Source organism: Mesorhizobium sp. B2-8-9 (genome assembly GCF_006439475.1).
GTDB lineage: Bacteria > Pseudomonadota > Alphaproteobacteria > Rhizobiales > Rhizobiaceae > Mesorhizobium.
This window is the reverse complement of record NZ_VFTQ01000001.1, coordinates 59,327-72,339: the sequence shown is the minus strand read 5'-3', so window position 1 is coordinate 72,339 and position 13,013 is coordinate 59,327. Positions and strand designations below refer to the sequence as shown.

General features: G+C 60.0%; 11 protein-coding genes and 1 pseudogene. 3 read left to right on the top strand and 9 right to left on the bottom strand.

Features of this window, described 5'->3' with window-relative positions:
* Positions 1-125 precede the first annotated feature (125 nt).
* From FJ423_RS00330 to FJ423_RS00320, 3 genes are all read right to left on the bottom strand, one after another.
* Positions 126-1,334, bottom strand: a complete 1,209-nt coding sequence (locus FJ423_RS00330; RefSeq protein WP_064993556.1) for a beta-ketoacyl-[acyl-carrier-protein] synthase family protein — start codon at positions 1,332-1,334, stop codon at positions 126-128.
* Positions 1,335-1,616: an acyl carrier protein gene (locus FJ423_RS00325; protein ID WP_064993555.1), complete on the bottom strand. Its 282-nt coding sequence runs from the start codon at positions 1,614-1,616 to the stop codon at positions 1,335-1,337.
* A 213-nt stretch (positions 1,617-1,829) separates the two neighbouring features.
* Positions 1,830-2,420, bottom strand: coding sequence for a NodA family N-acyltransferase (locus FJ423_RS00320; RefSeq protein ID WP_064993554.1), 591 nt, complete (start codon positions 2,418-2,420; stop codon positions 1,830-1,832).
* A 157-nt stretch (positions 2,421-2,577) separates the two neighbouring features.
* Here FJ423_RS00320 and FJ423_RS00315 point away from each other — a divergent pair, with 157 nt between their 5' ends.
* The gene (locus FJ423_RS00315) at positions 2,578-3,495 is read left to right on the top strand and encodes a LysR family transcriptional regulator (protein ID WP_064993553.1); all 918 of its coding nucleotides are present in this window, start codon (positions 2,578-2,580) and stop codon (positions 3,493-3,495) included.
* Positions 3,496-3,509: 14 nt separating this feature from the next.
* On the opposite strand, the gene FJ423_RS00310 is transcribed toward FJ423_RS00315, so the two are convergent.
* From FJ423_RS00310 to FJ423_RS00300, 3 genes and pseudogenes are all read right to left on the bottom strand, one after another.
* Positions 3,510-4,349 carry a TIM barrel protein gene (locus FJ423_RS00310; protein WP_064993577.1) on the bottom strand — a complete coding sequence of 280 codons (840 nt, stop codon included), beginning with the start codon at positions 4,347-4,349 and terminating at the stop codon, positions 3,510-3,512.
* A gap of 162 nt (positions 4,350-4,511) precedes the next feature.
* Positions 4,512-5,576: a LacI family DNA-binding transcriptional regulator gene (locus tag FJ423_RS00305; RefSeq protein ID WP_064993576.1), complete on the bottom strand. Its 1,065-nt coding sequence runs from the start codon at positions 5,574-5,576 to the stop codon at positions 4,512-4,514.
* A 194-nt stretch (positions 5,577-5,770) separates the two neighbouring features.
* Positions 5,771-7,164: pseudogene (locus tag FJ423_RS00300) on the bottom strand (dicarboxylate/amino acid:cation symporter).
* Between the two features lie 1,286 nt (positions 7,165-8,450).
* On the opposite strand from FJ423_RS00300, the gene nifA reads away from it, so the two are divergent.
* Both nifA and FJ423_RS00290 read left to right on the top strand, forming a co-directional pair.
* Positions 8,451-10,211, top strand: coding sequence for a nif-specific transcriptional activator NifA (gene nifA, locus FJ423_RS00295; RefSeq protein ID WP_064993575.1), 1,761 nt, complete (start codon positions 8,451-8,453; stop codon positions 10,209-10,211).
* 368 nt (positions 10,212-10,579) lie between these two features.
* Positions 10,580-10,798, top strand: a complete 219-nt coding sequence (locus FJ423_RS00290; protein WP_064993551.1) for a hypothetical protein — start codon at positions 10,580-10,582, stop codon at positions 10,796-10,798.
* A 418-nt stretch (positions 10,799-11,216) separates the two neighbouring features.
* Here FJ423_RS00290 and FJ423_RS33410 read toward each other — a convergent pair whose 3' ends face one another.
* The 3 genes from FJ423_RS33410 to FJ423_RS00275 are packed head-to-tail and all read right to left on the bottom strand — an operon-like array spanning position 11,217 to position 12,182.
* Positions 11,217-11,417 carry a hypothetical protein gene (locus FJ423_RS33410; protein ID WP_176479567.1) on the bottom strand — a complete coding sequence of 67 codons (201 nt, stop codon included), beginning with the start codon at positions 11,415-11,417 and terminating at the stop codon, positions 11,217-11,219.
* A gap of 46 nt (positions 11,418-11,463) precedes the next feature.
* Complete coding sequence (locus FJ423_RS00280; RefSeq protein WP_064993549.1) at positions 11,464-11,985, bottom strand: hypothetical protein; 522 nt, start codon at positions 11,983-11,985, stop codon at positions 11,464-11,466.
* The gene (locus tag FJ423_RS00275; protein ID WP_064993548.1) at positions 11,982-12,182 is read right to left on the bottom strand and encodes a hypothetical protein; all 201 of its coding nucleotides are present in this window, start codon (positions 12,180-12,182) and stop codon (positions 11,982-11,984) included. The genes FJ423_RS00280 and FJ423_RS00275 overlap by 4 nt, the downstream gene beginning before the upstream one ends.
* Positions 12,183-13,013: the final 831 nt, after the last annotated feature.

Here is a 13,013-nt window from a genome sequence, read left to right as displayed (position 1 = left end):
TCGGCCGCACGACCAGACGCGGCTCGACCGATCTGACCACCTGGAGCTGACTGGTGGACACTGGGAGAGCGTTCAGACTGTCTAGCAAGGCTCGCGGAAGGACTTTGCGGCGACATGGACGCTCACTATACGTGCTTGAACGCTAGAACTGCGTTCGTGCCCCCCATGGCAAACGCGTTGCTCATGGCCACACGCACCTTACGCTCGCGCGGCACGTTGGGCGTGACATCGAGATCGCAATCGGGGTCTGGCTCGCGATAGTTGGCGGTCGGAGGTACCACGCCCTCCTGAATCGCCATCACACAGGCGATCATTTCAATCGCGCTGGCTGCACCTAGGCAGTGACCGTGGGTGGATTTGGTGGAAGAGACGGACATCGAATGAGCATGCTCACCGAAGACTCGCTTGATCGCCGCCGTTTCGATTTGATCGTTGGCCTTGGTGCCGGTGCCGTGCGCGTTCAGGTACTCGACGTCCTCTGGATTCAGTTTCGCATCGGCAAGGCAGGCGCGCATCGCGCCTTCCGGCCCGTGAACTGCCGGCGCGGCGATGTGGGAGGCATCGGCAGACAGACCGATGCCCGCGACCTCGGCAAGAATCTTTGCACCCCGGGCGGTAGCATGCTCATAGCTTTCCAGTACGGCCATGCCCGCACCTTCGCCCAGCACCACTCCCTTCCGGTCCGCGGAGAAGGGCCGGCAAGTGTCCGGAGCGAGCACGCGCATGGCTTCCCATGCCTTCATCATCATGTACACGAACGCCGCGTCGCTGCCTCCCGCAAGCATCACGTCGGCCCGGCCATACTTGATCTGGTCTACGGCCGAGGCAATCGCATGATTGCCCGATGCACAGGCGGTGGTGACGGCGAAGACCGGCCCGCGAAGGCCGAGGCTCATGCTGACCTGGCACGCAGCCGCGCTCGGCATCGCCTTTACTCCCGAGAACAGTTCAACGCGGGACGCTCCCCCCAAAAGGACGTCGCGGTAGCCTTTCTCGGTCGCATCGAAGCCGCCGAAGCCGGCACCCACTATTGCGCCAAAGCGATGGGCATTGCCTTCATCGCAGGAGAGTCCGGACTGTCGCATGGCTTCGCGTGCTGCAAGCACGGCAAGCAGGCTGAAACGTCCCATGGAGAGCAGCTGCCGAGGCTCAATGTCGTGCTCAGGCAGCGTCTTGATCTCGGCGCCGATCGCGCCCTCCAGTCCGTGAAGCTGTGCATTGACAATGGGACCGATGGCCGATCGGCCCTCGCGCATGCCTTTCCAGATGGACCCGACATCGGTGCCCAGCCCGCACAGCCCGCCCAGTCCAGTGATGACGACCCGGCGATCCATTCAAGCCGCCTTGTTGAGCAAGCCGCGGATGGCTTCCACCATGTCCCCGACAGTTTGGAGATCAGACCACGCATCGGCCGAGTTCATCTCGATCTTGATGCCGTACGCCTGCTCGAGATCCCAGAGCACGTCCGCCAACCCCAGTGAATCGATCCCGAGCGCAGTCACTTCGTTCGCAGTGGTTATTTCGCCGACGGATGCTGCAGTCGTTCCCTCGGCGTTCTCCGATTCGATGCGCTTCCTGATTATCTCAATGACTTCCGTTATAAGTTGATCAGACATTTGTCTCTTTCCATTTCAGCTTGTTTTTACGTGGCGCGACATAACTCCTTGAGCCGCGCGCATCGGGGAACCAGCCATCAAACTTCTGCAACTGAAGAAGCTTAACGCCCATGGAGCCGGATAAGTCCGGCTGGCCTGCGGCGCAGGCCGCGATGGCGAAGAATCTTGCTGGGAGGCCGTAGCCACTCGGGACGGATATGCAGCCCCGAAGCTTCACAGCTCCGGACCGTTGCGGTCGATCAGCGTGCCGGAGGGCCATTCGTCCATGGAGCGTCCAATTGGCGATACCAACACGAGTACGTCATCCAGGCGCGTGGACGGCAGGTCGTGATGCACATTTGCGCGGCTCGAACGGACCCGGACGCCTGGCACAATGGTGGCTATGCCCTCTCTGCAGTACCTCTCAACATGGTTACGCATGGCGTGCCGAACCGTGCCGAAAGCGAAGGGAACCCCCATCTGCTGCAGGACGGGATATACGGCGCGCATAGAAAAGCTGATTCCGAGCTTCTCAAGATCCTGACGAACGCCATACAGGCCCAACTCAGCCACAAGAACATCGACGTCGCCAACCTTGATGAAGCGGCGCAGTATTCCGATGTGTGCCGCTACGCCCTCAGGGTCGCTGGCAATAAGGCGGAGTTCGGGTCTTGCGCCGGCCCAACTGCGGCCACCTTCGAATGGCTTTGCGCCGAAGACCCCGTTTCGTCCATAGATCTTTCGGAAGAAATCGGAGAGCTCGACATGGTCGGCCACTTGCAAGCTATTTTCCCAGCATAACCTCCACTGCACGGCAGAGCGCATGGAAGAATTTCTCCTTTCGGGTTGTCCTTAAGACGCTCATCACGGCATAGAGGCAGCGGTGATCGGTGCGTCAGGTGTTTGTCCATGCGAGATTTCAGCACAATGATAAAATCCTTTGTTTCGATGGAAGGTATCCACTCTATGGATAGCCGCAGAAATGCGTTTCAGGGGGCTTGATCTCAATCTTCTCGTCGTGCTGGACGCATTGCTGGCCGAGCGCAATCTCTCGGCGGCGGCACGCCGGATCAATCTCAGTCAGCCGGCGATGAGTGCGGCCGTCGCCCGACTGCGCGATTTTTTCGGCGATGAACTGTTCAGCATGAACGGCCGCGAACGTATTCTGACGTCACGTGCGGCAGCACTTGGCCCCGCAGTTCGCGACGCTCTGCTGCACATCCAGCGTACGATTATTTCTTCCGATCCGTTTGACCCGGCTCGATCCGATCGTCGCTTCAGGATCACTATTTCCGATTTCGCCACGCTCGTTTTTTTTGAGAAAGTCGTGGAGCGTGTTGCCCGGGAAGCCCCCGCCGTCAGTTTCGAATTGCTGCCTGTCAACGATAGCCCCGATGAGCTCCTCGGGCGCGGCGACGTCGATTTTGTAGTTCTTCCAGATTTGTTCACGTCGAGCGCGCATTCGAGCGTGGCCTTGTTCGACGAGAGGCTCGTATGCGTCGGCTGTCCCACGAACAGGCAGCTGAGACGGCAACTTACATTCGAGAGATACCTGTCGATGAGGCACGTCTCGGTCAGGTTCGGACGTTCGCTGATGCCGTCCGTCGAGGAATGGTTCTTACTCGAGCATGGTCTTAAAAGACGTGTCGAGGTGGCCGTGCAGGGCTTCAGCATGATCCCACCCATGGTGTCCGGCACGGCTCGTATTGCGACCATGCCCTTCCGGCTGGTTAAGCACTTCGAAAAAACCTTCCCCCTTCAGATTGTGGAACTTCCGCTGCCGCTTCCTGCTTTCACCGAAGCGGTCCAATGGCCAGCACTCCATAATACCGATCCGGCAAGCGTCTGGATGCGCGAGGTAATGATGCAGGAGGCAGCTCGCATGGCTGTTCCGCTGTGACAACACGCGAGGCTTTACACGTCCATTTCGCTTTCTACCTCTTCGACCAACTGCTTTCGCGTCGACAGCACGCGCTGGATGAAATCAATACTGGCGGCAAGCGCGCCAGCGAGCTCGTCAATCGTGCACACTTCCTCTACCAGTTCGAACGAGAAGGGTCCCGCATAGCCATGGTCAAGCAGCGCCTGGATCTGACTGGCATTGTCAGAACCTCCAAGAAGGCGATCCGGGCAAATCCAGAACATCGGGTCGTTCACGCCTGAAATGTGCGCCAGTCCGGTAAGCTCGCCAAACAAGGAGGCCTCGCCGGCGAGCGTGTGGTGGAACGTATCGTGCATCAGGCGAAACACGGTCTGGCCGTCAACCGCGGCAATCGCCTCGACCGCTTCCTTCTTTGATCGGAGCGAGCAGGTTCGAAAGCCCAGCGGCTCAATCAGGCCGACAAGGCCGCGCGATTGGAGGACCGGCTTGAGCGCGTTTAGAGCGAGGCGGAGACAGTCATGGCGCTCGCCAGCGCTGGCGCGCGAGCCGTGGTTGACTGGCACCAGCACGACCGTCTTGGCCCCGCACGCCGCAGCGTAGTCGGCCAGCTTGCTCGCCTCCGCCCGGCGGATGGCAGTCCAGTCGTCGAAGCGCTGCAAAGCGTTCATCGAAATTATCGTGACGCCGGCTTCGGTAGCGGCCGAGCGGACCTCAGCAGCCGGAATGGCGCGTGCAACAGGATTGCTGAAACGATGGTCACGGATTTGAACATCGGTCAGGCCCTGATCACGCGCAATTGCGAAAATTGCACTGACGTCGACAGAAGGCGCCGCCATGTCTTCCAGCGCAAAGCGGGGAGATACCTGGCGCATGGGCTTGGCTTTTCCTTCAAAAAGTGCGGCGCCAGTCTTGTCTGGCTTCTCCGCGCGCCCCACCGCAGGCGGATGCACAAAGCTGATTGGAGCAGGCTAGTCAATCGAGCGATTCTTGCATTTATGATAGAAAATTGGCACGCACTGATAGAATCACATCATTCAGATATTCTCCGGCACATAGATATCGAACGGCAGAAATGTCTGGCCCGATGTCTCCGCCGTGCCGTTCTTGAGGGCGCGGTCCATCAGCAGCATCAGCTCCTGGCAAAGTCGGCGCAGTGGCGTGGCGAGCGCCATCGTGACGATGTCATCCGCGAGAGCCGCCCGTGACTCCGGCGTGATTTCATTCACGATCACGACGAGATCCTGACCGTTGCACTCGTCCCGGAGCGCGGAGATGGCACCCTCCATGCCACCGCCGGCCACGTAGAACCCGACGAGCTCAGGTTCCCGCTGCATAAGATGCAGTAGCGCCTCGTAAGTGATCTGTCGTTTCTCAAAGTTCAAGAGCGTATCGAGCACCTCGAATGCTGGCTCGTTCTCACGGAAATAGGAGCGGAAGCCGCTTTCCCGCAGCTCATGACTCTGGAAACGGTGGCTGCCGACAAACACCGCCACTTTGCCAGGCCGTTTAGCGGCTTTGGAGAACATCCAAGCTGCCGTGCGCCCGACCCTGTGGTTGTTGAGACCTACGTAGCCCTCGCGCGCGCCAGCGGCGAAGTCAGAAAGCAGCGAGAAAACCGGGATGCCTTTTGCCTTGAGCTCCTCGACTGCCGCCGTGATCTTAGGGTGGTCTGGCGCCACCATGCCGATCGCGTGACAGCGCCTACCAAGATTCCTGAGGCTAGCCGCCAGCTCCCCGGGCGAATGCGAAGGCGCGAATTCGATAACCGGAGTGCCATGGAAGGTCTCGGCCGAAGTAACCGCTGCTTCGACCTCGCGCGCGAAATCTTGGTAGAAATGCTGGGCCGGCTTTCTCAGGATGAAGCCTAGCCGGTACTGCGGCAGGTCCCGTTGCAAGCGCTGTTTGATGAGACCCGCCGCATGATAGCCGATCGCGTGGGCGGCTTCATTGACCAGCCGCGCGGTCCGCTCCCGCACCGGAAGACGATCGTTCAGGACGCGATCGACCGTTGCTACGCTCACTCCGGCTTCGCGGGCGAGATCGGCAATTGTGGGGCGCTTGGCCGTCGCGCCAATTCTGATCGGCTGTCCCTGTGTCATCGGCCCGGTCCCGGCGACGGTTCCGGGCGGCAACGTGAAGATTTCGACATGCTCCACGATCGGCAACCTATCCAATGAACAGCGCTCAAGGAGCAACCGAGCATTCGTCGCTCTCGGTTTCGTTTGCGTAAGGCATCCATGTTTCTTGATTCACCGCATTGGCGCTTCTGATCTTGTGTCTCGCGACGCGCTGTTTAGAGCCGCGAGCCGATTGTTTCGTGCTGATGACAGCGCGGCGACTTGATTGGTCGCGCTGCAGCAATCTTGCTGGGGCGGGGTGGCCGGTTTAGTCTCTCGGCAAGCTCCCGCAGAAGGCGGCTTTCATGCGCGCTTCGTCCAATTCGCCTTCCCAGCGGGCGACGACGAGCGCAGCCACCGCGTTACCCACTACATTCGTCAGCGCTCGGCATTCGGACATGAAGCGGTCCACACCAAGGATCAGAGCCATCCCAGCAACGGGAACAGTTGGTATTACGGAAAGCGTGGCGGCCAACGTGACGAAGCCAGCCCCCGTAATACCTGCGGCACCCTTCGAGGAAAGCATCGCGACGACCAACAGGAGAATCTGATCGGCAACCGACAAATGCGTGTTCGTTGCCTGGGCGATGAAGAGGGCGGCAAGCGTCATATAGATATTGGTACCGTCCAGATTGAAGGAATATCCCGTCGGGATGACGAGACCCACGACGGAACGCTTGGCGCCTGCCTTCTCCATTTTCTCCATGAGCGAGGGCAGCGCAGCCTCCGAGGAGGACGTTGCCAGGACCAGCAGCAGCTCTTCCTTGATGTATCGCACGAGAGAAAAGATTGAGAAACCGTTGTATCGGCACACCGCGCCAAGAATCCCGAACACGAAGACGAATGCGGTGAAATAGAACGTCGCGACCAGCATGGCGAGGTTGGCCACTGAACCGATGCCATATTTGCCGATTGTGAAGGCCATGGCGCCGAAAGCGCCGACGGGCGCGGCCTGCATCAGGATGCCGACCAGCTTGAACACCGGCGCGAGTAGCGCTTGAAGCAAGGAAAGCACAGGCTTGCCGGTGTCTCCGGCCATCGCCAGAGCGCTGCCGAACAGAATCGAGAAGAACAGGACCTGCAGGATGTTGCCTTCGGCGAAGGCACCAACGATAGTTGACGGGATGATGTTCATGAGGAAGCCGGTCACCGACTGATCGTGGACCTTGGCCACATAGCCCTGCACGGCCTGGCCATCGAGCGAGGCCGGATCGATATCGAGGCCAGAGCCGGGTTGAACGACATTGGCGACAATGAGACCGACGATCAATGCGAGGCTCGAGAAGGTGAGGAAATAGATCATCGCCTTGCCGGCGACCCGGCCGACCTTCTTGAGATCGTTCATGCCCGCAATGCCGGTCGTTACGGTTAGAAAGATCACAGGTGCGATAATCATCTTCACGAGCTTGATGAAAGCATCGCCCAGCGGCTTCAGAGCCTCTCCGGTGCCCGGATACAAATAGCCGACTGCGACACCGAGGGCGATGGCGGTAAGCACCTGCACGTACAGTTGGGCGTAGAAGGCCTTGCGGGCTGGGGGACCGGCGCTTCGAATCGGTGGAGCCAACAGCTTTTCTCTCCCTGACCGGATCGGGGTGGGCCTCCTCCCTTCCCGCGCTTCTCCATCGCGGCGCTCCGGTCGAGCGCTGCTGTCGTTTCGGCTGCAAGCGTCGTGCCAAGTGGAAATCCCGCGCCCAATCGTGCATGTTCAGACGCTCGGTCACCCGGTGTCCCCGAGGTTTGTGCGGGTTTCCGCACTGGCTGCCTGATCCTGGGCGAAATCCCGCACTTAGGCTCGGCATTGTGCCGCGTCGAAGCAATACGGTCCGGTAGAAGAAAGAGGATTGACAGGGCGCCGTGCAGTAATTGCTTTGCCTGGCAGAGCGGCCGCCGGTTGTGTCTCTGGCGCCCCGATGTCCCCGCTTCCTTGTCGTATTTGCGACCGACCGCCACCGGAGTGGAGGATCACCTACACGAGCGTGCTCTGGCCGCGCTCCCGCCGAAGCAGAGCGTCTCGAAGGGGCCGTCGACAGACCGATTGATCCCGCGGGTCCTGGCGCAACCGTGTGATTGAGGAGATGCTTTGCAGCACGAACACTGAAGCCCGCACGACGACAACTTCGCGCCATGGCACGCGCCAGCCTGCTCTCGTGGGAATGGCATCAAATAGCGAGGAATGAACGATTGTCGCGGTCACTCAGCGAGCCGGAACCAGGAGGACGTCGGCAGCGATTGCCGGCGATAGAAGCGCGCAAATGCGTCGGCTCGCTCAGCGCGCCAGGCACCCTCGAGACGCCGGGGCAAACATCTTTGCCGTTCCCATCGATCTCCTAGAATCTGAATGATGGATTCTATCATAGCCTCTCTCATCCTTTCAGAAATGCAAGGAAGTTCGGTTGATTGGCCACATCGTTCCGAGCAGCTGTTGACTGCCCATCTCGTTCCGAGCAGCAGTGGTGGCCACCGGAAGAGCCTGTAGAGCGCCCCGATTCACTAAGGATAGTCCAGCTATGCATCGAGCATCGCCTCCCGCATTTTTCGTGCCTGCCTTTCATCGGACCCTGACCGAAGCCAAAAACCGAGACCTACTTTTCGTCTTATGCCTCCTGCGGAACTCCGGCGTGCTGCCGCCAACCCCGCGTCACGATTGTTTCTATCGACGTCCCAAGCACTCGTGGCTCCGACGCGCGAGCAAGTGCGCCAATCTGCGGCGGCCTACGGGGCGAAGAAACTCATGCCGGTCCCGGCCAACGGTGGCTGGGGCGCCGATGCCATTTGACCAGGGCCTCTACGCCCGGCGACGTCGCAGGCCCACATGGCGCGGCGTTGCTGTCGCGGCCCGGAATGGAGGATGACATGCTAAATCATGACAACAATCGCCAATCTGAAGAAAGTGCTGAGCAGACGCCGTCATGCTGCCCATCGCTTCACGACGCCAAAATGGAATCCGCTACTCTGCCGTCACGTGAGAGCGAGCTTGCCGGCGTAGTGGAAATATTTACTACAGCACTTGCCGCCCCCTCCGCGCTCGATGTCACGTTGACAAAGGTCGTAGATATTCTGCGATCGTTTCTGCCGATGCGGCACGGCATCATCTCTCTCTTAAACAGTCATGGCGAACTGGAAATCTTCGGCGCCGGCTCGAGCGAGAGCCGCCGTGTGCCGCGGAACGCGATCGACCACATTATGAGGGCGGGCACGCCCCTGGTCACCGAGAACATCGCCTTTCATTCGGCTTTCACCGCCGCCGACACGGACGTGCTCGGGGTCTCCAACAACGCAGCAGTGTCCTTCATCGGCGTTCCCATTCGCGTCGATGCGGATGTCGTGGGCACACTGACCATCGACCACGTACTGGGCGAAGACCCAAGAGCTTGGCTCGATCACAACCTCTATCTGCTCAACCAAATCGCTAATTTGGTAGGTCAGACAGTCAAGTTTCGTCGCTCCCTAGGGGGCGGTCGCCAGCAACCCATGGCCCAGCACGACTTGCAGCCAAAGCAGAACCAACCGGCGCGGCAGCGTAACAAGATTCACATCGAGGGGATGATTGGCGACAGTTTGCCGTTTCGCGATCTGATTGAGAATATCCAGGTCGTAGCCAAGCTCAAGATTGCGGTTCTGTTGCGAGGCGAGTCGGGTACCGGGAAGGAGAAGGTCGCCAAGGCCCTCCATGATTTGTCGCCGCGCGCCAAACGCCCCTTCATCAAGGTCAATTGCGCTGCGCTATCCGAGACAGTCCTGGAATCCGAATTGTTCGGTCACGAGAAGGGCGCATTCACAAGCGCGTTCAACTCGCGCAAGGGGCGCTTTGAGCTCGCCGACAAAGGGACGCTGTTCCTGGACGAGATCGGCGAGATCTCGCCATCGTTCCAGGCAAAGCTCTTGCGTGTGCTGCAGGAGCAGGAGTTCGAGCGCGTCGGCGGCAACCAGACCGTCAAAGTCGATGTTCGGATCATCGCTGCCACGAACAAGAACCTGGAAGAGGCAGTTGCCAGAAATGAGTTCCGGGAGGACCTCTATTACCGCATCAATGTGTTTACGGTGCGGGTGCCGGCGCTGCGCGAAAGGCGCAGTGATATTCCGCTCCTCGCAGCCGAGTTTCTCAAAAATTTCAATGATGAGAACGGCGTTACGATGACCCTCGATCCCGGTGCGGTTGAAGTGCTGATGAACTGTGATTTTCCCGGCAACATTCGCGAGCTCCAGAACTGCGTGTATCGGACAGCCGTTCTGGCGATGGGGGCATCGATAGGGAGAGGCGACTTTGCATGCTGCCAAGGCCAATGCTTCGCAGCGGCGCTGCATAAGGTCAGATCCGTCAGCCTGGCGCTGCAATCGCGTCCGATGTTGCCGGCGCCAGGGGGTGCGGCCATAACGCCGGCTGCTGCCGGTACGTCTCCCTCCGTCGCAGTCCCGCCTGAGACTACAGGGGAGCCGCCACTCAGCAGGATAGCTCACTTGAACGGTACGAGAACGACCGGTGCTGAAGCTGTCATCGCGGCCATGGAAAGATGTGGCTGGGTCCAGGCAAAGGCGGCACGCCTGCTTGGACTGACGCCGCGCCAGATTGGCTACACGCTGAGGAAATACGGCATTGAGATCAAACGTCTGTGAAGAATCAACCGAACCAGATGAAGCCTTGGTGCTTTGGCGCCTTGAGACGAGCGATGTGGGGTCCCCGCGTCGCCATTTCGATTCGATCGACCCAGGCAAGAACATGGGGCCATGACGCTTTGCTACCTAGCAATGAGATTGGCGGGCAGGAGGCCAATTTCAAGCTGTTTCGACCTGGTTGGCCCCAACGACAGGTGGCCGTTATGTAAAGCAAAATAGAACGAGGAACCGGTGACCGGTGCTACCACCCGATATGAGCTCTGTGCGCTCGCTATCCTTTTTGGTGTAGAACACGTCCATGCTAAAGACTCCTGTAAATTGCGGGCCCGCCTTTAAATTGCGGGCCCGCCTTTTCGCAGGAGCCCACGATGTCTTTTGAAAGGAAAATCTGGAAGGGCGTGCCGACCAAGATCGAAGAGAACCCTTGGCAGGCCGCACACCTTATTGACGAGGACTTGTACGATGGATCGGTGATCGCAGAGCAATGGATCGTTGCAGCGGCCGACTGGCGGTTTGGGCCTGAACAGGTTCGGTGCGTCGGAGCCGGGTCCCAGGCGCCCGGTAGCGGGAGCATCCCGGCGAAGTAGTTCATCTCGACATCAAGAGCTGGGCCGGCCTTGGCCTCGTCGGACATCGCATCACCGGCGGCAAACGGGCGTAGTCAATCGCCTCCTCGGCATCGGCGGGATTCGTCCATGTCTGGATCGACAATGCTCCGTGTGTGTCCGCTTTCGTCCAGGTCATGTCCGACAAGCGCAAGGTGTCCGCGGTCCTCAGAAGCCGCTGGTGTGGTTTGCCCGCTCTTGCTGATTCACGCCTGATGTTGGTCATTCATCTGACGACGTTGCTTGCGCCGGCAAGGGAAAGGTCTCGTCAATGCCAAACACAGGGTACGCACGAAGGGTGACCCTCACAGCTGCGATGTCCGACGAGTCACGCGAACTCCTGATCCAGGCGAAGACCCGACCACTGTCTACAGAGTGATTGAAGCAACGCCTCGGGGCCTTAACTGAAAGATTCCTCCAGCTGGCGGCGCAAGAACAATAGCGCCACGACTGAGACCGGTACGCCGGCGAACTGGATGGCCGACGTCGCCAGCAGCGCGATCGCTACTAGCGGCGCCGGCGCTGGGCCGCCGAACCCGTTGATGATCAAGCGGATCAGGGCTGCCTCGCGCGGCTTGTGCCGCGTTGGTTTGTACCCCATCAGACTCCCTTCATCCTATTGTCACGGCCGGCAGCTGCGACGATAACTAGCCCGAAATCTTGAACCTCCTGCCGACCCACGACAGCCACTTGGCCCGCCTGGGGTGGCGCGGGGAAGGGCAGGGCGCTCCGTGCATCAGGGACACGACCGGGAGCCCGGAGTGCGAATCGAACTTGCAGGCGATCTCTACAGCCTGCTGTGAGGTCCCGCCGGATTCGAGAATGGCCTCCGCGTAATGGGAGCCGCTGCCGACAACAAAATAGGGGCTTTCGAGCATGCCGGTCAGTGTCCAGGCGCCAGACGCCACTTGAGCGCGCCCGTCGGGATGAACGACCAGCAGACCGACGTTGGAGCCTTTTACACCCTCTGGCGTGTTGTGAACGTCAGCGCCAGCGGCGTACCAGTCCAGAATGGCCTCACCGGCGCCAACCTGGGGAGTCGTTGCGCCAATCAGGCGTCCATCCGGAAGACGGCGGATTTTGAGCTTGGAGCCGATTGACCCCAGGCCGGCGCCGTAGGCACGGCTGTCGGCGGCCATTACGCCGTGTTTGTAGGCGATCGTCGTCACAGCCACGTCCCCTCGTCAACCTTGCTCATGGCCGCGTCGGCCGAGCGTACGATCTCGACAGTGTCGACGCCGGCAGCGACCGTTTTCGCGGTTAGTTCCTGGGGCTGGAGCCCTCGATTCTTGACGACTGCCCTGGCCTCGGTCACGCATTGGTTGGCGATCTTGTGGATCTCCCGGTCCAATTGTGCGGTATCCATCTTTACTCCTGCTAACGGTTTCGAATTCCTTGCTATTTCGGTAACGGTCACGCAATCCTCGTGCCAAGGAGAGCGCCGACAACAGCAAAATGCCGGGCGTGCAGGTCACTTGTCGATTGCGCAGTCGTCGCCGGCTGGCGCGTGTGCAGGTTCACGTGGTTTTCGTCTCTGGGGTGCTATCTGAGTTGGCCCTTGCTGGCGGAGGCCAGAGCGCCGTGGCCACGTTGCGCGAGGGGATGTGCCGTGCCCCGAAGGTCTCGTATTCGTAGCGCTGAGGTATCATCGAGCTCACAGCGGTTTCCGGTGAGATAGGCGTCGGGATCGGCCAGAAAAGCGAGCGCCTGCTTGCGCGAGATCGTCAGCTCGCGCCCAGCATTTAGATGGAGACGCCGGCGAGACGGAGCGATCGCATCTGCGGCACTCGAGAGGAAAAAGGCGAGCGGATAGCGCAATTGGTGCTCCTGCCATGGTCGGGAACGCCCCGCCCTTAACGAAAGGCCGGTAGTCGGACCGCATTCGCCGATGCTGCACAACACGTGCCGTCTGCTGGATTGACGCGATCTTGCGAAGGAGTGCTCGAACTATGCCCGAAAATGAGTTCTCACGCTGACGCCCGCAGACTTGCCGGCCTCATCCCGGTGAGACGTAGCCTGCCGTCGCCGAACTTGGAAAAGGCGGGCTGGCCTCGATATTGGCTGACGGCTGTGTCGAGTGTCCAGCAGGCAGAACCTAGAAACTGGCGATGAACACGGCGAAGACGGCCAGCTTCGGCAATGATGGTTGAGCGACGCGGCTACTGGAACGCGACTGGGGCGAACGTAGACTGGTCGC

Coding starts and splice junctions, on each gene's coding strand:
- FJ423_RS00330 (WP_064993556.1), bottom strand. CDS start 1,334: ATGGATCGCCGGGTCGTCATCACTGGACTGGGCGGGCTGTGCGGGCTG.
- FJ423_RS00325 (WP_064993555.1), bottom strand. CDS start 1,616: ATGTCTGATCAACTTATAACGGAAGTCATTGAGATAATCAGGAAGCGC.
- FJ423_RS00320 (WP_064993554.1), bottom strand. CDS start 2,420: ATGCGCTCTGCCGTGCAGTGGAGGTTATGCTGGGAAAATAGCTTGCAA.
- FJ423_RS00315 (WP_064993553.1), top strand. CDS start 2,578: ATGCGTTTCAGGGGGCTTGATCTCAATCTTCTCGTCGTGCTGGACGCA.
- FJ423_RS00310 (WP_064993577.1), bottom strand. CDS start 4,349: ATGCGCCAGGTATCTCCCCGCTTTGCGCTGGAAGACATGGCGGCGCCT.
- FJ423_RS00305 (WP_064993576.1), bottom strand. CDS start 5,576: ATGACACAGGGACAGCCGATCAGAATTGGCGCGACGGCCAAGCGCCCC.
- nifA (WP_064993575.1), top strand. CDS start 8,451: ATGCTAAATCATGACAACAATCGCCAATCTGAAGAAAGTGCTGAGCAG.
- FJ423_RS00290 (WP_064993551.1), top strand. CDS start 10,580: ATGTCTTTTGAAAGGAAAATCTGGAAGGGCGTGCCGACCAAGATCGAA.
- FJ423_RS33410 (WP_176479567.1), bottom strand. CDS start 11,417: ATGGGGTACAAACCAACGCGGCACAAGCCGCGCGAGGCAGCCCTGATC.
- FJ423_RS00275 (WP_064993548.1), bottom strand. CDS start 12,182: ATGGATACCGCACAATTGGACCGGGAGATCCACAAGATCGCCAACCAA.